This is a genomic window from Streptomyces sp. NPDC052064 (genome assembly GCF_055585925.1).
In genome coordinates this window covers 690,189-709,374 of the sequence record NZ_JBVJJE010000003.1, presented here as the reverse complement: position 1 = coordinate 709,374, position 19,186 = coordinate 690,189, and the positions used below count along the sequence as shown (strand labels likewise).

21 protein-coding genes are annotated in these 19,186 nt (G+C 70.6%); 13 read left to right on the top strand and 8 right to left on the bottom strand.

The features are described 5' to 3' along the window. Positions 1–23: 23 nt before the first annotated feature. The gene (tyrS, locus tag ACZ6TU_RS11115; protein WP_469547824.1) at positions 24–1,292 is read left to right on the top strand and encodes a tyrosine--tRNA ligase; all 1,269 of its coding nucleotides are present in this window, start codon (positions 24–26) and stop codon (positions 1,290–1,292) included. Positions 1,293–1,352: 60 nt separating this feature from the next. Here the strand turns inward: tyrS and ACZ6TU_RS11110 are convergent, their stop codons facing one another. Then, the gene (locus ACZ6TU_RS11110) at positions 1,353–1,628 is read right to left on the bottom strand and encodes a GlsB/YeaQ/YmgE family stress response membrane protein (RefSeq protein ID WP_467673608.1); all 276 of its coding nucleotides are present in this window, start codon (positions 1,626–1,628) and stop codon (positions 1,353–1,355) included. Between the two features lie 242 nt (positions 1,629–1,870). Here ACZ6TU_RS11110 and ACZ6TU_RS11105 point away from each other — a divergent pair, with 242 nt between their 5' ends. Next, the gene (locus ACZ6TU_RS11105; protein ID WP_467673610.1) at positions 1,871–2,266 is read left to right on the top strand and encodes a DUF3099 domain-containing protein; all 396 of its coding nucleotides are present in this window, start codon (positions 1,871–1,873) and stop codon (positions 2,264–2,266) included. Positions 2,267–2,482: 216 nt separating this feature from the next. After that, the gene (locus ACZ6TU_RS11100) at positions 2,483–2,701 is read left to right on the top strand and encodes a hypothetical protein (protein WP_467673611.1); all 219 of its coding nucleotides are present in this window, start codon (positions 2,483–2,485) and stop codon (positions 2,699–2,701) included. Here ACZ6TU_RS11100 and moaA read toward each other — a convergent pair. The 3 genes from moaA to ACZ6TU_RS11085 form a co-directional block, all read right to left on the bottom strand. Beyond that, on the bottom strand, positions 2,698–3,687 hold the full coding sequence (moaA, locus tag ACZ6TU_RS11095; protein WP_467673613.1) for a GTP 3',8-cyclase MoaA: 990 nt from the start codon (positions 3,685–3,687) through the stop codon (positions 2,698–2,700). The genes ACZ6TU_RS11100 and moaA overlap by 4 nt on opposite strands. Positions 3,688–3,858: 171 nt before the next feature. Beyond that, positions 3,859–5,484 carry a solute symporter family protein gene (locus ACZ6TU_RS11090; protein WP_467673615.1) on the bottom strand — a complete coding sequence of 542 codons (1,626 nt, stop codon included), beginning with the start codon at positions 5,482–5,484 and terminating at the stop codon, positions 3,859–3,861. Beyond that, positions 5,481–5,837 (bottom strand): DUF485 domain-containing protein, encoded by a 357-nt coding sequence (locus ACZ6TU_RS11085; RefSeq protein WP_467673617.1) that lies wholly within the window; start codon positions 5,835–5,837, stop codon positions 5,481–5,483. Before ACZ6TU_RS11085 ends, ACZ6TU_RS11090 begins: the two co-directional genes overlap by 4 nt. Before the next feature lie 255 nt (positions 5,838–6,092). Between ACZ6TU_RS11085 and ACZ6TU_RS11080 the strand changes: the two genes are divergently transcribed. The 4 genes from ACZ6TU_RS11080 (at position 6,093) to ACZ6TU_RS11065 (ending at position 10,015) form a co-directional block, all read left to right on the top strand. After that, positions 6,093–7,622, top strand: coding sequence for a S8 family peptidase (locus ACZ6TU_RS11080; protein WP_469547819.1), 1,530 nt, complete (start codon positions 6,093–6,095; stop codon positions 7,620–7,622). Positions 7,623–7,681: 59 nt separating this feature from the next. Beyond that, positions 7,682–9,202 carry a S8 family peptidase gene (locus tag ACZ6TU_RS11075; protein ID WP_467673621.1) on the top strand — a complete coding sequence of 507 codons (1,521 nt, stop codon included), beginning with the start codon at positions 7,682–7,684 and terminating at the stop codon, positions 9,200–9,202. A 77-nt stretch (positions 9,203–9,279) separates the two neighbouring features. Next, complete coding sequence (locus tag ACZ6TU_RS11070; protein ID WP_467673623.1) at positions 9,280–9,810, top strand: hypothetical protein; 531 nt, start codon at positions 9,280–9,282, stop codon at positions 9,808–9,810. After that, positions 9,803–10,015, top strand: coding sequence for a hypothetical protein (locus tag ACZ6TU_RS11065; protein ID WP_469547815.1), 213 nt, complete (start codon positions 9,803–9,805; stop codon positions 10,013–10,015). Before ACZ6TU_RS11070 ends, ACZ6TU_RS11065 begins: the two co-directional genes overlap by 8 nt. Before the next feature lie 3 nt (positions 10,016–10,018). Here ACZ6TU_RS11065 and ACZ6TU_RS11060 read toward each other — a convergent pair whose 3' ends face one another. Both ACZ6TU_RS11060 and ACZ6TU_RS11055 read right to left on the bottom strand, forming a co-directional pair. Then, positions 10,019–10,699, bottom strand: a complete 681-nt coding sequence (locus tag ACZ6TU_RS11060) for a lysoplasmalogenase (protein ID WP_467673627.1) — start codon at positions 10,697–10,699, stop codon at positions 10,019–10,021. Then, on the bottom strand, positions 10,696–11,580 hold the full coding sequence (locus ACZ6TU_RS11055) for a sterol desaturase family protein (protein ID WP_469547812.1): 885 nt from the start codon (positions 11,578–11,580) through the stop codon (positions 10,696–10,698). Before ACZ6TU_RS11055 ends, ACZ6TU_RS11060 begins: the two co-directional genes overlap by 4 nt. 267 nt (positions 11,581–11,847) lie before the next feature. Between ACZ6TU_RS11055 and ACZ6TU_RS11050 the strand changes: the two genes are divergently transcribed. The 3 genes from ACZ6TU_RS11050 (at position 11,848) to ACZ6TU_RS11040 (ending at position 14,037) form a co-directional block, all read left to right on the top strand. Continuing rightward, positions 11,848–12,849 carry a DEDDh family exonuclease gene (locus tag ACZ6TU_RS11050; RefSeq protein WP_467673631.1) on the top strand — a complete coding sequence of 334 codons (1,002 nt, stop codon included), beginning with the start codon at positions 11,848–11,850 and terminating at the stop codon, positions 12,847–12,849. Between the two features lie 107 nt (positions 12,850–12,956). Continuing rightward, positions 12,957–13,190 (top strand): hypothetical protein, encoded by a 234-nt coding sequence (locus tag ACZ6TU_RS11045; protein WP_467673633.1) that lies wholly within the window; start codon positions 12,957–12,959, stop codon positions 13,188–13,190. 49 nt (positions 13,191–13,239) lie between these two features. Beyond that, positions 13,240–14,037, top strand: coding sequence for an SURF1 family cytochrome oxidase biogenesis protein (locus ACZ6TU_RS11040; protein WP_469547811.1), 798 nt, complete (start codon positions 13,240–13,242; stop codon positions 14,035–14,037). A 128-nt stretch (positions 14,038–14,165) separates the two neighbouring features. On the opposite strand, the gene ACZ6TU_RS11035 is transcribed toward ACZ6TU_RS11040, so the two are convergent. Then, the gene (locus ACZ6TU_RS11035) at positions 14,166–16,304 is read right to left on the bottom strand and encodes a carbon starvation CstA family protein (protein ID WP_467673637.1); all 2,139 of its coding nucleotides are present in this window, start codon (positions 16,302–16,304) and stop codon (positions 14,166–14,168) included. Between the two features lie 43 nt (positions 16,305–16,347). Beyond that, positions 16,348–16,560, bottom strand: a complete 213-nt coding sequence (locus tag ACZ6TU_RS11030; protein WP_086852193.1) for a DUF3311 domain-containing protein — start codon at positions 16,558–16,560, stop codon at positions 16,348–16,350. Positions 16,561–16,728: 168 nt separating this feature from the next. Between ACZ6TU_RS11030 and ACZ6TU_RS11025 the strand changes: the two genes are divergently transcribed. The 3 genes from ACZ6TU_RS11025 to ACZ6TU_RS11015 are packed head-to-tail and all read left to right on the top strand — an operon-like array spanning position 16,729 to position 19,180. Continuing rightward, positions 16,729–18,276 carry a sodium:solute symporter family protein gene (locus ACZ6TU_RS11025; RefSeq protein ID WP_469547808.1) on the top strand — a complete coding sequence of 516 codons (1,548 nt, stop codon included), beginning with the start codon at positions 16,729–16,731 and terminating at the stop codon, positions 18,274–18,276. Beyond that, a complete protein-coding gene (locus tag ACZ6TU_RS11020) occupies positions 18,273–18,851 on the top strand; it encodes a SigE family RNA polymerase sigma factor (RefSeq protein ID WP_467673641.1) in 579 nt (192 codons plus the stop codon). The genes ACZ6TU_RS11025 and ACZ6TU_RS11020 overlap by 4 nt, the downstream gene beginning before the upstream one ends. Then, positions 18,848–19,180 (top strand): hypothetical protein, encoded by a 333-nt coding sequence (locus ACZ6TU_RS11015; protein ID WP_467673643.1) that lies wholly within the window; start codon positions 18,848–18,850, stop codon positions 19,178–19,180. Before ACZ6TU_RS11020 ends, ACZ6TU_RS11015 begins: the two co-directional genes overlap by 4 nt. Positions 19,181–19,186 lie beyond the last annotated feature (6 nt).

Below are 19,186 nucleotides of genomic sequence, written 5' to 3'. Positions count from 1 at the left end.
ATCATCAAGGAGACACGAGAACCGTGACGGACATCGTCGACGAGCTGAAGTGGCGCGGGCTGTTCGCCCTGTCCACTGACGAGGACGCTTTGCGCAAGGCGCTCGCGGACGGTCCCGTCACGTTCTATTGCGGCTTCGACCCGACGGCGCCGTCCTTGCACGTGGGGCACCTGGTGCAGGTGCTGACCGTGCGCCGGCTCCAGCAGGCCGGTCACCGGCCGCTGGCGCTGGTCGGCGGTGCCACGGGTCTGATCGGCGACCCGCGTCCGACCGCGGAGCGCACGCTGAACGATCCGGAGACGGTCGCCGGCTGGGTCGGCAGGCTGCGCTCGCAGATCGAGCCGTTCCTGGACTTCGAGGGCGACAACGCGGCCGTCATGGTCAACAACCTCGACTGGACGGAGAACCTCTCCGCGATCGAGTTCCTGCGGGACATCGGCAAGCACTTCCGCGTCAACAAGATGCTGACCAAGGACTCCGTCGCCCGGCGCCTGGAGTCCTCCGAGGGCATCAGCTACACGGAGTTCAGCTACCAGCTCCTCCAGGGCATGGACTTCCTCCAGCTGTACCGGCGCTACGGCTGCACGCTCCAGCAGGGCGGCAGCGACCAGTGGGGCAACCTCACGGCGGGCCTGGACCTGATCCACCGGCTGGAGCCGGACGCCACGGTGCACGCCATGGCGACGCCGCTGATGACCAAGGCGGACGGCACCAAGTTCGGCAAGACCGAGGGCGGAGCCGTCTGGCTCGACCCGGAGATGACGACGCCGTACGCGTTCTACCAGTTCTGGCTGAACGTGGACGACCGGGACATCTCGAAGTACATGCGCATCCTGTCCTTCCGTTCCCGCGAGGAGCTGGAGGAGTTGGAGAAGCAGACCGAGGAGCGCCCGCAGGCCCGGGCCGCGCAGCGGGCGCTGGCCGAGGAGCTGACGACGCTGGTGCACGGCGCCGACCAGACGGCCGCCGTGATCGCCGCGTCCAAGGCCCTCTTCGGGCAGGGCGAGCTGGCGGATCTCGACGAGCGGACACTGGCCGCGGCCCTGTCGGAGGTCCCGCACATCCAGGTCGCCGAGCTCGGTCCGGTCGTCGACCTGTTCGCCGAGGTCGGCCTGGTGGCCAGCAAGTCGGCCGCGCGCCGCACGGTCAAGGAGGGCGGCGCCTACGTGAACAACGTCAAGGTCGCCGGCGAGGACGCGGTCCCCGCCAAGGGGGACCTGCTGCACGGCCGCTGGCTGGTACTGCGCCGGGGCAAGAAGAACCTGGCGGCGGTGGACGTCACCGGCGCCTGAGTGTGCGAGCGAGGGGGGCGGTCTCCGTGACGGAGGCCGCCCCCTTCGCCGTGCGCCCCGTTATGCCCTTCGTTTGTTGCCCCGGACCGCCGTGTACGCCCTGTCGCCGATGGCGACGAGGATGATCGCGGCCCCCAGCTGGAACACGTGCCGCCACCAGTCGATGCCCGAGGTGGCGTCCACACCGGCCGCCCGGGCGACGGCGTTGCCGCCGATGGCGCCGAGCATGCCCAGAATGACGGTCAGCCACAGGGGAACGTGCTGCTTGCCCGGAATGATCGCCTTGGCGAGCAGGCCGAGTACCAGTCCCACGATGATCGCCCACAACCAGCCCATCGCTGCCTCCTCGTACGGCTCGACGTGAGCACTACGCCCAGTGTCGGCCCAGGTGCCCTACGCCGCATGCCGGGGATGGCTGTACGCGGCACGGCTCAGGCTGTCAGCCCGTGCCGGACCGGCCCCGCTCTCGTAGCCGACGCAGGCGCGGCGTAACGTGGGAGCTGTCCCGGCCAGGCTCCCCGACCGGCCGAGGACGGCTACGGGGCGGGGCGACCGATACGGGCGGATGGTGGAATGCGATGCGGAAGCAGCATGGCGGCGGACACGTCCAGGTTTTCCGGATCACCGGCGCCCGAGCCGGACTTCAGGACGACGTCCGCGGGCGTCAGCGCCGGTACGTGATCTCGATGACGGTCCGCACGATCTCCGTGATCCTCGCGGCCACGCTGTGGAACGTCGAACGGCACGTCGCCATCGTGGCGTTGGTGCTCGGGCTGGTGCTGCCGTACATCGCGGTGGTGATCGCCAACGCCGGGCGTGAGAACGCGCCGTCTCTGCCGTCGACGTTCGTCGTGCCGCCGGTGCGGCCGATGATCGCGCCGTCGGGGACGCAGGACGGTCCCGCGGAATCCGCCGAGGAAGATGCCGTGTCCGGGACGGTGCCGGGCGCGCGGACCGAGTCGCAGGAGCGGTAGGGGCGCTCGGGGGCGACCACAAACGGAAGTCATCTTCCCGCCAAGCTCAAGAAAAGCTCAGATCAATCATGTTGTTCAGGTGCCGGGCTCGGGGTTACCCGTGACATACTTCGTACGCGCTCCGCATCCCCCGTCGGAGCGACGGACCGACGCCGGGCAGCTCCCCCCGTGGCTGCTCGGCGTCGCCTTTTCTGTGTGCAGTGGTGAGACGAAGCTGTGAGTGACGAGACGCCCATCTGTTCCGCGAAGGGCTGCCGTGCGGATGCCGTGTGGGTGCTGGCGTGGAACAACCCGAAGATCCATACGCCGGAGCGGCGCAAGACATGGCTCGCGTGCGAGGAGCATCGCGAGCATCTGTCGCAGTTCCTCGGGGTGCGGGGCTTCCTGAAGGACGTGGTCCTGCTGAAGGAATGGGACTCCTCGCAGAACCCCTAGCCACCGATCGCCGACATCGGCCGGTCCGGCTGGACGAACGTCGGGTCGTCCAGGCCCGCTCCCGCCTTCTTGCCCCACATGGCCAGGCGCCAGACGCGGGCGATCTCCTCGTCCGGGGCGCCCGAGCGGAGTGCGGCGCGGAGGTCGGTTTCCTCCTGGGCGAAGAGGCAGGTGCGTATCTGGCCGTCGGCCGTGAGGCGGGTGCGGTCGCAGGCCGCGCAGAAGGGGCGGGTGACCGAGGCGATCACGCCGACGACATGCGGGCCGCCGTCGACCAGCCAGCGCTCCGCCGGTGCCGAGCCGCGCGCCTCGTCGCCCTCGGCGGTCAGCTCGAAGCGCGTGCGCAGGGAGGTCAGGATGTCGCCTGCCGTGATCATGCCGTCGCGCTTCCAGCCGTGCTGGGCGTCCAGGGGCATCTGCTCGATGAAGCGCAGCTCGTAGTCGTGCTCCACGGCCCAGGCGAGGAGGTCGGGGGCCTCGTCGTCGTTGAGCCCGGGCATCAGGACCGAGTTGACCTTGACCGGGGTGAGGCCCGCGTCGCGCGCGGCGTGCAGGCCCTCGATGACGTCCTTGTGGCGGTCGCGGCGGGTGAGGGTCTTGAAGACGTCCGGGCGGAGCGTGTCGAGGGAGACGTTGACCCGGTCCAGGCCTGCCGTCTTCAGGGCCGCCGCCGTGCGCTTGAGGCCGATGCCGTTGGTCGTGAGCGACATCTGGGGGCGCGGTTCGAGGGCCGCGACGCGCTCGACGATGCCGACCAGGCCGGGGCGCAGCAGGGGCTCGCCGCCGGTGAAGCGGACCTCCTCGATGCCGAGGGACGTGACCGCGATGTCGATCAGGCGGACGATCTCGTCGTCCGTGAGCAGGTCCGGCTTGGCCAGCCACTGCAAGCCCTCCTCGGGCATGCAGTACGTACAGCGCAGGTTGCACCGGTCGGTCAGCGAGACCCTCAGGTCGGTGGCCACTCGGCCGTAGGTGTCGATGAGCACGTGGGCCCCCTCCCTCGACGCGGATCGTGCCCGGAGCCCTGTTTCTCCGGCACCTGCGAGCCTACGTGACACCACTGACATCACCACAGACCCGATCCCACGACGCGGGACGCGGCCGCGCCGCAGGGACCTGGAGGTTCCTACGACGCGGCCGCGTGAGGGGGTTCGTGCTCAGTGGGCGCCGGTGCCGGTCAGGGACCGGACCTCCAGCTCGGCGTACTTCTTGACGTCCGGCTCTTCCTTGGACAGGACCGTGCCGAGCCAGCCCATGAGGAAGCCGAACGGAATGGAGATGATGCCCGGGTTCTTCAGCGGGAACCAGGCGAAGTCGACCTCGGGGAACATCGCCTTGGGGTCGCCGGAGACGACGGGCGAGAACAGCACCAGGCCGACGGCGACGATCAGACCGCCGTAGATCGACCACAGGGCGCCCTGGGTGGTGAACCGCTTCCAGAACAGGCTGTAGAGGATCGTCGGCAGGTTGGCGGAGGCCGCGACCGCGAAGGCGAGCGCGACCAGGCCGGCCACGTTCAGGTCGCGGGCCAGGGCGCCCAGGCCGATGGAGACGACACCGATGAAGACGGTCGCCCAGCGGGCCGCGCGGACCTCCTCGGCGCCGGAGGCCTTCCCCTTGCGGATGACGTTGGCGTAGATGTCGTGCGCGAAGGACGACGACGAGGCGAGGGTGAGGCCGGCGACGACGGCGAGGATCGTCGCGAAGGCCACCGCCGAGATCGTGGCGAGCAGGATCGCGCCCCAGGTGGAGTCGACGCCGCCGAGGTGCAGGGCGAGCAGGGGTGCCGCCGTGTTGCCGGACGGGTTGGACGCGATGATCTCTTCCTGCGAGATGAGCGCGGCGGCGCCGAAGCCGAGCGCGATGGTCATCAGGTAGAAACCGCCGATGATGCCGATCGCCCAGTTCACGGACTTACGTGCGGCCTTGGCGTCGGGCACCGTGTAGAAGCGGATCAGGATGTGCGGCAGGCCGGCGGTGCCGAGCACCAGGGCGATGCCCAGGGAGATGAAGTCCAGCTTGGAGGTGCCGGTCGCGCCGTACTGGAGACCGGGCTCCAGGAAGGCGGCGCCCTTGCCGCTGTTCTCGGCGGCCGTGCCGAGCAGGTCGGAGATGTTGAAGTTGAACTTCAGCAGCACCAGGAAGGTGATCAGGATGGTGCCGCCGATGAGCAGCACGGCCTTGACCATCTGGACCCAGGTGGTGCCCTTCATACCGCCGATGGAGACGTAGACGATCATCAGGAGGCCGACGAGGGCGACGATGAGGATCTTGCCGGCGTCGGAGGTGATGCCGAGCAGCAGCGAGACGAGGACGCCGGCGCCGGCCATCTGGGCGAGCAGGTAGAAGATCGACACGACGATCGTGGAGGTACCGGCGGCGGTGCGGACCGGGCGCTGGCGCATGCGGTACGCGAGCACGTCACCCATGGTGTAGCGGCCGGAGTTGCGCAGCGGCTCGGCCACCAGGAGCAGGGCGACCAGCCAGGCGACCAGGAAGCCGATGGAGTACAGGAAGCCGTCGTAGCCGAAGATGGCGATCGCGCCCGCGATGCCGAGGAACGACGCGGCCGACATGTAGTCGCCGGAGACCGCGAGGCCGTTCTGGAAGGCGCTGAACTGGCGGCCGCCCGCGTAGAAGTCGGCGGCGTCCTTGGTCTGGCGGCCCGCCCAGATGGTGATGCCGAGGGTGGCCAGGACGAACAGCGCGAACAGGGTGATGATCAGCGGGCGGTGCTCGCTGGCCTCGTTCGCGGCGATAACGGTCTGCTGTACGGGGCTCATGCGCCGCCCTCCATCCGGGACTTGATGGCCTCGGCCTTGGGGTCGAGCTTCGCGGCGGCGTGCCGCGAGTACCACCAGGCGATGAGGAACGTGGTGACGAACTGTGCGACGCCGAGGATGAGGGCGACGTTGATGTTGCCGAACAGTTTGGTGCCCATGAAGTCGCCCGCGTAGTTGGACAGCAGGACGTACAGCAGGTACCAGACGATGAAGGCGATGGTCAGCGGGAAGGCGAAGGAGCGGTAGGAGCGGCGCAGTTCACCGAACTCCGCGCTCTCCTGCACCTCGGTGAACTCCTCGGGTGAGGGGAGTTTGTGTTGCTCTTTCGAGGGGGGCGGTGCGTCGGTGGCCACGGAGCGTCTCCTCGCGATGACGGAAGCGGTTTTGAACGGGGACGGAGGCGAGTGTCCTCGCGCTCCTTGTCCAACGTCACGGCGGCACGCGAGAACCGGTTCAACCGCCCGGCGTTCTTTCCGAAGTCGTTTCGGCAAAACGTTGCTGGCCAGCGAGAGCGCGGGATAGCTTCGCCCTGACCATCTCGTCATGTACCTGCCCGAGCACCACCTGTGCCTCGGGCCGGTTTCGTTTCCGGAGGATGTGGAGACCCCATGTCTCATCTGCGTTCCAGACGCCGGCTCGCCCTCGCCGTGCCCGTCGTGCTGTCCCTGACGGCCTCGCTGGGCTTCCTGCCCGCTGCCGCGTCGGCGGCCCCGCGTGCCGAGTCGGCCGCGCAGACGGCGGACGCGCCGAAGCTGGCGTACGTCGTCAACACCAAGGTGGACCGTCGCACGATCGCGTCGGTGAAGAAGGCGATCGGCGCGGCCGGCGGCACGGTCGTGGCCACGTACGAGCGGATCGGCGTGATCGTCGTCCACTCGTCGAACCCCGACTTCGCCAAGACCGTCCGCACGGTGCGCGGGGTCCAGTCGGCGGGTGCGACGAGGACGGCGGCGCTGACCGCCGCGGGGACCAAGGAAGAGGGCGCGGCCGAGTACCTGACGGCCGCCCAGGCCAAGCGCACCGAGGCCGCCTCGGCGAAGACGCCCGAGAGTGAGCCCCTCGAGGCCGACCAGTGGGATCTGCGCGCGATCGGCGCCGACAAGGCCGCGGAGATCAACCCGGGCAGCCGCAAGGTGACCGTCGCCGTGATCGACACCGGAGTGGACGACACCCACCCCGACATCGCCCCGAACTTCTCGGCCTCCCAGTCCGCGAACTGCGCCGGCGGCAAGCCCGACACCAGCGAGGGCGCCTGGCGGCCGTACACCCCGGAGGACTACCACGGCACGCACGTGGCCGGTGAGATCGCCGCCGCGCGCAATGGAATCGGCGTGGCGGGCGTCGCACCCGGTGTGAAGGTCTCCAGCATCAACGTGACCGACCGGGCGAGCGGCCTCTTCTACCCGGAGAGCGTCGTCTGCGCGTTCGTGTTCGCCGCGGACCACGGCGTCGAGATCACGAACAACAGCTACTACGTCGACCCGTGGCTGTACAACTGCATGGACGATCCGGACCAGCGAGCCATCGTCGACGCGGTCAACAGGGCGCAGCTGTACGCGCAGAAGAAGGGCACGCTCAACGTCGCCGCGGCGGGCAACTCCAACCACGACCTGGACGCGGACGCGATCGTCGACGACTCCAGCCCGAACGACACCACGCCCGTCGAGCGCACCATCGACCCGCACGAGTGCTTCGACATACCGACCCAGCTGCCGGGCGTCGTCACGGTGAGCTCGACAGGCGTCGACAACGAGAAGTCGTACTTCTCGACGTACGGCAAGGACGTCGTCGACGTCGCGGCGCCGGGCGGTGACCGGCGCTACCAGATACCCGACACGCCCTCCAAGGACGGCCGCATCCTGTCCACCCTGCCGAACGGCGCGTACGGTTTCCTCCAGGGCACCTCGATGGCCTCCCCGCACGCGTCCGGTGTGGCCGCGCTGCTGAAGTCCAAGCACCCCTGGGCGTCCCCGGCCCAGCTCCAGGCCCTGCTGAAGGCGCAGGCCGACCGGACCGCCTGCCCCGAGTCGTACGACCAGGACGGTGACGGCACGCAGGATGCGGTGTGCGAGGGCGGCAAGAGCGTCAACGGCTTCTACGGGTACGGCATCGTCAACGCGCTGCGCGCTGTCAAGTGACGCGCGCCTCCCAGACCTCCCGCACAGTCCGCCCGTACCGCGAACGAACTGGAGACACCATGACAGCGCCGCACGCGCGCTACCGCCGCGCCGTCGCGATCCCGGCCGGGATGGCCATGGCCACGGCCCTCGCGTTCCTGCCGAACACCACGGCCACGGCCGCCGACGAGGCGCCCGCGGCGGTCTCGGCCGACGCGACCTCGCTCAGCTACGTCGTCAACATCAAGCCGGGCCATGGCACTTCGGCGTACGTGAAGAAGGCCGTCGGCAAGGCCGGCGGCACGATCGTGACGTCGTACGACCAGATCGGCGTCATCGTCGTCCACTCCTCGAACCCCGAATTCGCCAAGAGCATCCGCAAGGTGCGCGGGGTGCAGTCGGCCGGTGCCACCCGCACCAAGCCGCTGTCGTCGGCGTCGACGACCGACCTGGGCACTCCGAAGGCGCTGAGCGCGGCCGAGGTCGCCAGGGCCGAGGCGGCCCCCGGACAGGACCCGCTGGAGCCGCAGCAGTGGGATCTGCCCGCCATCAAGGCGGACAAGGCGCACGAGAAGTCGCTGGGCAGCAAGAAGGTCACGGTCGCCGTGATCGACACCGGCGTCGACGACACCCACCCCGACATCGCGCCCAACTTCGACCGCGGCGCGTCGGTCAACTGCGTGTCGGGCAAGCCGGACACCTCCGACGGAGCCTGGCGGCCGGGCGCCGCGGAGAGCCCGCACGGGACGCACGTGGCGGGTGAGATCGCCGCCGCGAAGAACGGCGTCGGCATGACCGGTGTCGCGCCCGGGGTGAAGGTCTCCGGCATCAAGGTGTCCAACCCGGACGGCTTCTTCTACACGGAGGCCGTGGTGTGCGGCTTCGTGTGGGCGGCCGAGCACGGGGTCGACGTCACCAACAACAGCTATTACACCGACCCCTGGTACTTCAACTGCAAGAACGACCCGGACCAGAAGGCGCTGCTGGACGCGGTCAGCAGGGCCTCGCGGTACGCGGAGAAGAAGGGCGCGGTCAACGTCGCGGCGGCCGGCAACGAGAACTACGACCTCGCGGCCGACGAGATCACCGACCCGTCGTCCCCGAACGACTCCACGCCGGGCGGGCGGGTCGTCGACCCGTCCGAGTGCCTCGACATCCCGACCCAGCTGCCGGGCGTCGTCACCGTCGCCTCGACGGGGGCAAAGGGCATCAAGTCGTCCTTCTCCAACTACGGTCTCGGCGTCGCCGACATAGCCGCCCCCGGCGGCGACTCGACGGCCTACCAGAAGCCGGAACCGCCGGCCACGAGCGGCCTGATCCTGGGCACGCTGCCGGGCGGCAAGTGGGGTTACATGGCCGGTACGTCGATGGCGTCCCCGCACGTCGCGGGCGTCGCCGCCCTCATCAAGTCGACGCACCCGTACGCCTCTCCGGCCCTGGTGAAGGCCCTCCTGTACGCGCAGGCCGACGCCACGCCGTGCACGGACCCGTACGACATCGACGCCGACGGCAAGATCGACGCGGTGTGCGAGGGCTCGAAGAACCGCAACGGCTTCTACGGCTGGGGCATCGCGGACGCGCTGGACGCGGTGACCAAGTAGAGCTCGTGTGAAGGCGGCCCGGGCCGGGCGGGGGCATCCGCCCGGCCCGCTGCGTCCCTGCGGCAGGATTCCTTGTCATGGACGTGTATGAAGCCCCCTCGACCTGGACCGCCGAACCGGTGAGACCACGGTGGCAGTTGGCCCTGCGGTTCGCCGGGAGCATCGTGTGGTTCCCGGTGGTGTGCGTGCTGTGGGTGGCGGTCGCGGCGGCGTTCATCGTCGTCGGGATGTTCGCCGAGGTGATCACGGCGTTCAGCAACACCCTCGAACGCGGCTACCTCGGCGCCATGGACGTGGTGATGAACCGGGTCGCGCGCCTGGCCTCCTGGTGCGTGTCCTGGCCGGAGCTGCGCCATGAGGGCGACGCCGAGTTCTACATGGCACGCGTGGACAAGGCGGTCGCGAAGTGGACCGCCCGGGCCTCGGTCCCGGTGGACCCGAAGAAGCCGCGACCGCCCGTGGAGTGTGCGATAGGCCTGCGCGACTACCGCGGCGTAGGTGGCTGGTACGTCGCCGAGGTCGCGCTCGCGCAGGGATGGGAGCTGCGGCCGACGGACGTGCGCAGGGAAGTCCGGTTGTGGTGGTCGGCCGCATCGAAGGTTGCCTGAGTTCGTTCTCGCGGATTCGCCCAGCCGTGTGGAGGGCTCGTGGCCGCCGGCCGCCGTGGTCGCCCTGTGGGCAGCGCAGCGACTGCGCCGGGCGGCCGACCCGTTGACCGCCTGTGCGCCGGCGGGGGCGGAGGCGGCCGCGCTGGGCCTGGTGGTCGCCGTGTCCGGGCCGCTGACGGCCCTTCCGGTACCCATCCGCTGGTGAGCCTCAGGTGGCGCGCATCTCTCCGTACGTCGCGGCCGGCGCCCTGCGCGCGTTGAGCGCCTCGATCGTGCCGCCGGCGAGGAGGGCCTGTGCGGCGATGTACGTGAGCATGATCCAGAAGTCCGGCACGGGCGGCTGCGGCCAGTCGGCGACGCCGGTGGCGATGAGCGTGTCGGAGAGCAGGAAGAGCGCACCGCCGAGCCCGGTGAAGAGGCCGAGCCGGATGGCGGCCTTGTACGCCATGGCCGTGAGCAGGAGGCTGTACCCGGCCACGGGCAGGCGCAGGTTGGCGGGCAGGTCCGGCCACAGCAGCGCGACGGTGGTGGCCAGGGCGGTGGCGTAGCCCAGGGCGAGCAGGCCAGCACGCGCGCGTGGGACCGCGTACCGGCTGCCGTGCGTCCGGAAGAGGGCGAGGCAGCAGACGTGTCCCGCCGCGAAGCAGCCCATGCCGGCGAGGAAGGCCGGCTCGGCGTCGGACAGCAGCAGCACGTCCCCGCCCCAGCCGAACAGCAGGGCGGCCACGAGCGGCCGGGGCGCCCGGCGCAGGACGGTCCAGAGCGCCAGGAGCGGCATCAGCAGCGGCTTGGCGACGGCGTGCCCGGCGTCGCAGCCGGCCGCGAGGGAGCCGAGGTCGACGGCGACGGCGAGACCGAAGGCGCCGAGGAGGAGTCGGGAGTGGCTCACGCCGATGTGCTCTCGGCAGTCGTGCCGGCAGTGGACACCGGTGCCGCGACCGGCGCGGGCCCCCACCCCGGCCCCCGGAACACGCGCCCCGCGCGCTCGCGCCAGTCGCGCGCCGCCTTCAGGTCCTTCGCGATGGACACGTACTCGTGCGTCGCCACCTTCAGCGGGTTGTACGTGTTGATGTTCTTGGTCAGTCCGTACACGGGCCGCACGGTCTCGGCGACGAAGGACCCGAACAGCCGGTCCCAGACGATGAGGATGCCGCCGAAGTTGCGGTCGAGGTAACCGCCCTGGGAGGCGTGGTGGACACGGTGGTGCGACGGGGTGTTGAAGACGAACTCGAACCACCGGGGCATCTTGTCGATCCGCTCGGTGTGGATCCAGAACTGGTAGACGAGGTTCGCGGAGGAGCAGAAGGCGAGCGCGGCCGGGTGCACTCCGGCGGCGACGAGGGGGACGTAGAACGGCCATACGGTCAGGGACGTCCAGGGCTGACGCAGCGCGGTGGTGAGGTTGAACCTCCGGCTGGAGTGGTGGACGACGTGGCAGGCCCACAGGATGCGGATGACGTGGTGGCCGCGGTGGGACCAGTAGTAGAAGAAGTCCTGCGCGAACAGCATCAGCGGGACGGTCCACCACAGCACGGGCACGCGCAGGGGCGTGAGTTCGTAGAGGGCCGTGTAGAGGGCGACGATCGGGATCTTCCAGAGGAAGTCGAAGGCGAGGCTGCCGAGTCCCATGCCGATGCTCGTCGCGGCGTCCTTCGCCTCGTAGCCCGCGGCGTCCTCGTCGGGGTGGAGACGGCAACTCACCATCTCGACCACGGTGAGCAGCACAAAGGCGGGTATCGACCACAGCACGACATCGGGCAGGTTCGGCATGCCTGAACCGTAGGACCGCCGCTCCGCCCCGACCAGACGTTGTTACCGACAAGTATTACCGACGGTACGCGCTTGCTTCTTGGCGGTCTCCGCCAAACCGAGCAGAACGACAGGGGTGAGGGCCCTGCCAGGAGTACCTGAGCATCGATCAGACGTACGTCTCACGAACGGACAGACCGGACAAGACGCCTGAGGGAGCATCGGAAGAGCGGAGGTTGCGCACCTGACGGACGGCGGTGTCAGTCGTGGCCCGTATCCTCAGGAACCATGCTGGAAGACCTGACGACCGCAGCGTTCTCTCCCACGTCGTGGCCGACCGCGTATCCCAAGGGGTACGCGGTCGTTGACGTGGAGACCACGGGCCTGGCCCGGGACGACCGCATCATCTCGGCAGCCGTCTACCGGCTGGACGCGCGCGGCGAGGTCGAGGACCACTGGTACACGACGGTCAACCCTGAGCGTGACCCCGGCCCCGTGTGGATCCACGGACTGACGAGCGAGGCGCTCGAGGGCGCACCCCTCTTCCAGGACATCGCCGAGGAGTTCACGGCCCGGCTGCAGGGGCGGGTGCTCGTCGCGCACAACGCCGTCTTCGACTGGCAGATGATCGCCCGGGAGTACGCGCGCGCGAAGTGCGAGGCGCCGGTGCGGCAGCGGCTGTGCACCATCGCGCTCTCCAAGGAACTGGGGCTTCCGCTGCCCAACCACAAGCTGGAGTCGCTCGCCGCGCACTTCGGCGTCGTCCAGCGGCGGGCACACCACGCGCTGGACGACGCGCGCGTGCTGGCCGAGGCGTTCCGCCCCAGCCTCAGGGCCGCGGCGGCGAGCGGCGTACGGCTGCCGCTGCACGAGTGCCGACCGCTGACGGAGTGGTCGGACCGCCCCGCCACGCCCCGCATCGGGCAGCAGGCGGGCCCGCGTGGCTACGGCGGCTACCGCCAGACCAGTTGGCGCCCCTCCCGAAAGCGCCCCGCCTGCCCCTACCCCAACCCGGGGCGCTACGAGACGGGCGGGCGGCTCAAGCAGGGCATGCGGGTCGCCTTCTCCGGTGACACCTCGACCGAGCGCGAACTGCTGGAGGACCGGGCGACCGAGGCCGGGCTGCACGTGGCCACCAGCCTGTCCCGGCTGACCAGCCTGCTCGTCACGAACGACCCGGACTCGGGCACGTCCAAGGTGGTCAAGGCCCGGCAGTTCGGAACGCCGATCGTGGACGAGGCGGCGTTCGGGCAGCTCCTCGCGGATGTGGAGCCGGCGGCGGAGGGGTGACCGCACGCGGAGCGGTGTCGCGGGGCGACCGTACGGACGGGTGATTGGCGGGCGACTCGCCCGGTGGCCGCTCGCCCCGGCCGGGGCGACGGCTCACCCTGTGGCGCATGGCGACCTGTGAGGTATGTGGCAATCAGTACGGAATGACCTTCGAGGTGCATGCGCAGGGGGTGGTGCACGTCTTCGACTGCTTCGCCTGCGCGATCCACCGCATGGCCCCCATCTGCGAGCACTGCCGGGTGCAGATCATCGGCCAGGGCGTCGAGGTCGACGGCCACTGGTACTGCGGTGCCCACTGCGCCCGCGCGGAGGGAAAGGTGGGAATTGTCGACAAGGTCTGAACCCGTACCCGCCTGAATACACCCCACGACCGAGTTGTACGGTCGTGGGGTGTACCGCTTCCTGATGTCCCGGCAGTGGGTGATCCTCACGTTGATCGCCCTGCTTCTCATCCCCACGATGATCAGGCTGGGCTTCTGGCAGATGCATCGCTACGAGGAGCGCACCGCACGGAACCAGCTGGTCACCGACGCGCTGGCGGCCGAGCCGGTGCCCGTGGAGAAGCTGACCGGGCCCGGGCACACCGTCACCAGCACCGAGCGGTACCGGACGGTGACCGCGAAGGGCCGTTTCGACACGGAGGACGAGGTCGTCGTCCGCCGCCGCACCAACTCCGACGACGAGGTCGGCTACCACGTCCTGACCCCGTTCGTCCTCGACGACGGCAAGGTTCTGCTGGTCAACCGGGGCTGGATCCCCTCGGACGGCCCGAGCCAGACCGCGTTCCCGAAGGTCCCCGCACCGCCGAGCGGCGAGGTCACCGTCACGGGGCGGCTGATGCCCGACGAGACGACCGCGGCCAGCGGCATCAAGAACCTCAAGGGCCTGCCCGACCGGCAGATCATGCTGATCAACAGCGAGCAGGAGGCCCGGCGCCTGGACGCGCAGGTGCTCGGCGGCTACATCGCGCAGACGGCTCCCGAGCCCAAGGACGACGTCCCCGAGCTGCTCGGCGACCCCGGCAAGGAGGACGCCGCGCTGAACTACGCGTACGCCATCCAGTGGTGGCTGTTCGCCGCCGCCGTACCGGTCGGCTGGGTGGTCCTGGCCCGCCGCGAGGCCCGGGACCGGGCGCAGGCGGCGGCCGGGGAAGCCGACGCGAGTGAGGCGGAACCGGCGGCGGTGTGACCCCCGCCGGCACCCCCGGCCGCGTCAGCAGCAGCGCCCCTGCCGGCACTCCTCCCGGTGCGACCGGTTCAGTACCTCCGTCAGTTCCCGCACGTACCAGCGCACCGCCCGTGCCCAGCGCACCGCCCTCACGTACGGGCTCCCGCCAGCGGCTCGTCCGGCACGTCGAGGCGGGATTCGACGTACGGCGCCTCGGTGACCGGAGTCGAGCCCGGGGCCCGTATCGCCCGCGCGCAGACGACCGCCGCGTTGCCGATCACGACGGCGACCAGCAGCAGGAACAGGGCGATCAGCACACCGTCGACCGTGGAGTTGGTGACCACGGCGTGCATGTCGTCGAGGTTCTTGGCGGGCGGCAGGACCTGACCGGCGTCGAGGGCGTCGGCGTACCGCGCGCGCTGGGCGAAGAAGCCGATCTTCGGGTCGGAGGAGAAGATCTTCTGCCAACCCGCGGTGAAGGTGATCGCGACGACCCAGGCGAGCGGGACGCCCGTGACCCACGCCCAACGCAGCCGGCCGGACTTGATCAGGACCGTGGTGCAGACGGCGAGGGCGATCGCGGCGAGGAGCTGGTTCGCGATGCCGAAGAGCGGGAAGAGCTGGTTGATCCCGCCGAGCGGGTCGGTGGCGCCGGTGTGGAGGAAGTAGCCCCAGGCCGCCACGACGAGGGCGCTGCACAGCCAGATGCCCGGCTTCCAGTTGACCCGGCCGGCCGGCTTCCACACGTTGCCGAGCATGTCCTGGAGCATGAAACGGCCGACGCGGGTGCCCGCGTCCACCGTCGTCAGGATGAACAGCGCCTCGAACATGATGGCGAAGTGGTACCAGAAGGCCTTCATCGCGGCGCCGCCGAAGACCCCGGAGAAGATCTCCGACATGCCGACGGCCAGGGTCGGGGCCCCGCCGGAGCGGGCGATCAGCGTCTGCTCCTCCACGGCCTTGGCGGCCTGGGTGAGCTGGTCGGGGGTGATGGTGAAGCCGAGGCCGGCGACGGCGTGGGAGGCCGACTCGGCCGTCGTGCCGAGGAGGGCCGCCGGGGCGTTCATGGCGTAGTAGAGGCCCGGTTCCAGGGTCGCCGCGGCGATCAGCGCCATGATCGCGACGAACGACTCCATCAGCATGGCGCCGTAGCCGATCATCCGGACCTGGGACTCCTTCCGGATCAGCTTCGGGGTGGTCCCGGAGGAGACCAGCGCGTGGAAGCCGGACAGCGCGCCGCAGGCGATGGTGATGAAGAGGAAGGGGAACAGCGCCCCGGCGAAGACGGGTCCGGCGCCCGACGAGGCGAAGTCGCTCACGGCGTCCGTGCGCAGGACGGGCGCGGCGACGACCACGCCGACCGCGAGCAGGGCGATGGTGCCGATCTTCATGAAGGTGGAGAGGTAGTCGCGCGGCGCGAGCAGCATCCACACCGGCAGGACCGAGGCGACGAAGCCGTATCCGACCAGGCAGAACACCAGGGTCGTGGGACTGAGCGTGAAGGCGGGGGCCAGTGAGGACTCCTGGACCCAGCTGCCGCCGACGATGGCGAGAAGCAGCAGGACCACGCCGATCAGGCTGGTCTCGACGACCCGGCCCGGGCGGATGACATGCAGCCAGAAGCCCATGAACAGGGCGATGGGGATGGTCATCGCGACGGAGAAGGTGCCCCAGGGGCTGTGGGCGAGGGCGTTGACGACGACCAGCGCCAGGACCCCCAGCAGGATGATCATGATGGCGAACACGGCGATCAGAGCGGCGGCCCCGCCGGCCCGGCCGATCTCGTCGCGGGCCATCTGCCCGAGCGACGTGCCGTCCCGTCGCATCGACAGGAACAGCACGACCATGTCCTGCACCGCGCCCGCGAAGATCACCCCCGCCACGATCCACAGGGTCCCCGGCAGGTAGCCCATCTGGGCCGCGAGCACCGGTCCCACCAGTGGTCCGGCGCCGGCGATCGCGGCGAAGTGGTGCCCGAGCAGGACCCGGCGGTCGGTGGGGTGGTAGTCGACGCCGTCCTCGAGGCGTTCGGCGGGGGTGGCCCGGCGGTCGTCCGGCTCCAGGACGCGGCGGGCGATGAACCGGGAGTAGAAGCGGTAGGCGATGGCGTACGACCCGAGCGCGGCGATCACCAGCCATACCGCGGAGATCCGCTCGCCGCGGGACAGAGCGAGGACGCCCCAGGCGACCGCTCCGAGCAGGGAGACGGCGGTCCACAGCAGAATCGACCGCGTTCGGGACTTTTCCGGCACCTCGGGGCCGGATTCGGGCAGGGCTGATGCGGGCATGGCGGCTCCTCACCTCGACGGGTGTGCAACGGGGAGTGCGGATTCAGCGGTGTCGATCCGTCAGCGCGTACGCGGCGAGCAGGCACAGGCCGCAACCCGGCACCCACGCGAGCTGGTACCAGTAGAAGAACGGCGTCCCCGCGAGCCGCGGACCGGCACCGGCGTACAGCGGGACCCACAGCAACCCGGCCGCGGGTGCGAGCAGCAGCAGGGCGACGGCGACGCGCCGTAGCCGGGGGTGCCCGGTGCGTGCCATGACCTGCGCTCCTCTCCCGCTCGCTGTCGGTCTGTGCAAGAGTTGCGCACCCGCCGGAAGTGGTTGACACGGCGTTCGAGAAAGATTTCCCGCCGGTTTCCTGTCCTCCGGACGGGCCGTCCGCGCAACTCTCGCGCGAGGGCACAGGCACACCAAGGACGGTGACCCATGGCTGACGGCGCCATGACCGCGACGTTCCTCGCCGTGATCGGCGGGGCGTCGCTGCTCGCCGTCACCGCGCGGCGGCTGCGCCCGGTCGACCGGCTGCCCTCCCTGGAGGGCTGGGCCCTGGCCGACCGCTCCCTCGGCCCCGGCTGGACCTGGCTGCTGCTGGGCGGCACGATCTTCACCGCGTACACCTTCACCGCCGTACCCGGACTGGCCTACGGCAACGGCGCGCCGGCCTTCTTCGCCATGCCGTACACGGTGATCGTCTGCCCGCTCGCCTTCGTGCTGCTGAGCCGGCTGTGGAGCGTGGCCCGGCGGCACGGCTACATCACCGCCGCCGACTTCGTGCGCGGCCGGTACGGGTCGCCGCCGCTGGCCCTGGTGGTGGCGCTGACCGGGATCCTCGCCACGATGCCGTACCTGGCGCTGCAACTGCTGGGCATCAGGGCGGTCCTGACGGCCGGGGGCGTGTACCCGCGGGGCGCTGCCGGGGACCTGGTGCTGGTCGCTCTGTTCGCGGGGCTCGCGGTGGCGACGTACCGGCACGGGCTGCGGGCGCCGGCGGTCATCTCGGCGCTGAAGGCGGTGGCGGTGTTCGTCTCGCTCACCGCGGTGACCTGGCTGGTCCTCGCACGGCTGGGCGGCCCGGGCCCGGTCTTCGAGGGCGCGGCGCAGCGGCTGGGCAGCCCGGCGCTGCTCCTGTCCCCCGCGCAGCAGCCGGCCTACGCCACGCTCGCACTCGGCTCCGCCCTCGCCCTGCTGATGTACCCGCACGTGCTCACCGCCGGTTTCGCCGCCGACGGACCCCGCACCCTGCGCGAGGTCTCGGTGGCGCTGCCCGCCTGGACCGGGCTGCTCGCGCTGTTCGGGTTCCTCGGCATCGCCGCCCTCGCGGCGGGGGTGCGGGCGCCGCGCGGTGGTGCCGAGGCGGCCGTGCCGATGCTGGTCGACCGGCTGATGCCGGCGCCGCTGGCCGGGCTGGTGTTCGCCGCGATCGCCGTGGGGGCGCTCGTCCCGGCGGCGGTGATGTCGATCGCCGCGGCCACGAGTTTCGTCCGCAACGTGTACGTCGAGTACGTCCATCCGACGGCCACGCCCAAGCGGCAGGTGCGCATCGCCAAGGCGGTGTCGCTCAGCGCGAAGGTGGGGGCCGTGGCGTTCGTGTTCGGGCTGCGCGACCAGGACGCCGTCAACCTCCAACTGCTCGGCGGCGTGTGGATCCTCCAGATCTTCCCGGCCGTCGCCGTCGGGCTGTTCACCGGGCGGCTGCACCCGCGGGCGCTGCTCGCCGGGTGGGCCGTGGGCATGGCGTCGGGGACGTACCTGGTGGTGCGCGAGGGGTTCTCGTCGATCGTGCCGCTCGGCACCGGCGCCGGGCCGCTGGAGATCTACGCCGGGCTCGCCGCCCTGCTGCTCAATCTGACCGTCGCGGTGGCCGGCACCGCGGTGCTGACACGCCTCGGCGTCCCGCGCGGCGCCGACTCGACCGACCTGCCGTCCCGCCTGACCGTCCGGCGACGCCCGGAGACCGGAGCGAACAACCCGTGAGACGCAGACAGAACCCCACGCTGCCACCGGTGCCGGCACCGGCACCGGCCGAGCCCCTCTCTCCCCCGGCCGGCGACTCCGCCGACCTGGAGCGCGAGGCCGGTGTCGCCCACCTCTTCGAGCTGCACTACTCCTCGATGCTGCGCCTCGCCGTCCTGCTCGGCGCCGACGACCCGGAGAACGTGGTGGCCGAGGCGTACTACCAGATCTACCGCAAGTGGCGACGGCTGCGGGACGCGGCCGCGGCGGAGGCCTATCTGCGCTCCACCGTCTGCAATCTGACGCGGATGCGGATACGGCACCTTCAGGTCGCCCGCAGACACGAGGAGAACCCGCCGGACGGGACGGTCGCCTCCGCCGAGCACGCCGCGCTGCTGCGGGACGACCAGCGCGTGCTGATCGACGCGCTCCAGCAGTTGCCGCCGCGGCAGCGCGAGGCCCTGGTGCTGCGGCACTGGCTCGGTCTCAAGGAGAGCGAGATAGCCGCCGCGATGGGCATATCCGGCGGTTCCGTCAAGACGCACACGGCACGCGGCATCGCCGCCCTGACCCAGGCGATGGAGGCCCGGCGATGATGCATCGAGATGCGACTCCGTCGCGTGGCACCGGTCCGGACCGGCCCGGCCACGGCCGCACCGAGGAGGAACTCCGCGAGGCGCTTCGAGTGCTGGCGGGCGGGGTGCTCCCCGACCCCGACGCGTACCGCACGGCACGCGGCGAGTGGCTGCGGCGCGAGCGTCGGCGGCGGCTCGTGCTCGCCGTGCTCGTCACCGTCGTCTTCACGCTGGCAACCCTGATCGGCCTGTGGGTGCTCAACCAGGCCCCGTCGGACCCGGGTGTGATCTTCTCGGGCACCGGCGCCCCGGTCGCCGAAAACGTGTCACTCCCCCGGCCCCCGCCCTGATTGCCT

Bases quoted from the DNA above. Each gene is read 5' to 3' on its own strand.
- ACZ6TU_RS11080 (WP_469547819.1), top strand. From the start codon at position 6,093: ATGTCTCATCTGCGTTCCAGACGCCGGCTCGCCCTCGCCGTGCCCGTC.
- ACZ6TU_RS11045 (WP_467673633.1), top strand. From the start codon at position 12,957: ATGGCGACCTGTGAGGTATGTGGCAATCAGTACGGAATGACCTTCGAG.
- ACZ6TU_RS11070 (WP_467673623.1), top strand. From the start codon at position 9,280: ATGGACGTGTATGAAGCCCCCTCGACCTGGACCGCCGAACCGGTGAGA.
- ACZ6TU_RS11075 (WP_467673621.1), top strand. From the start codon at position 7,682: ATGACAGCGCCGCACGCGCGCTACCGCCGCGCCGTCGCGATCCCGGCC.
- ACZ6TU_RS11035 (WP_467673637.1), bottom strand. From the start codon at position 16,304: ATGCCCGCATCAGCCCTGCCCGAATCCGGCCCCGAGGTGCCGGAAAAG.
- ACZ6TU_RS11025 (WP_469547808.1), top strand. From the start codon at position 16,729: ATGGCTGACGGCGCCATGACCGCGACGTTCCTCGCCGTGATCGGCGGG.
- ACZ6TU_RS11030 (WP_086852193.1), bottom strand. From the start codon at position 16,560: ATGGCACGCACCGGGCACCCCCGGCTACGGCGCGTCGCCGTCGCCCTG.
- ACZ6TU_RS11105 (WP_467673610.1), top strand. From the start codon at position 1,871: ATGCGGAAGCAGCATGGCGGCGGACACGTCCAGGTTTTCCGGATCACC.
- ACZ6TU_RS11110 (WP_467673608.1), bottom strand. From the start codon at position 1,628: ATGGGCTGGTTGTGGGCGATCATCGTGGGACTGGTACTCGGCCTGCTC.
- ACZ6TU_RS11090 (WP_467673615.1), bottom strand. From the start codon at position 5,484: ATGAGCCCCGTACAGCAGACCGTTATCGCCGCGAACGAGGCCAGCGAG.
- ACZ6TU_RS11050 (WP_467673631.1), top strand. From the start codon at position 11,848: ATGCTGGAAGACCTGACGACCGCAGCGTTCTCTCCCACGTCGTGGCCG.
- ACZ6TU_RS11055 (WP_469547812.1), bottom strand. From the start codon at position 11,580: ATGCCGAACCTGCCCGATGTCGTGCTGTGGTCGATACCCGCCTTTGTG.
- ACZ6TU_RS11015 (WP_467673643.1), top strand. From the start codon at position 18,848: ATGATGCATCGAGATGCGACTCCGTCGCGTGGCACCGGTCCGGACCGG.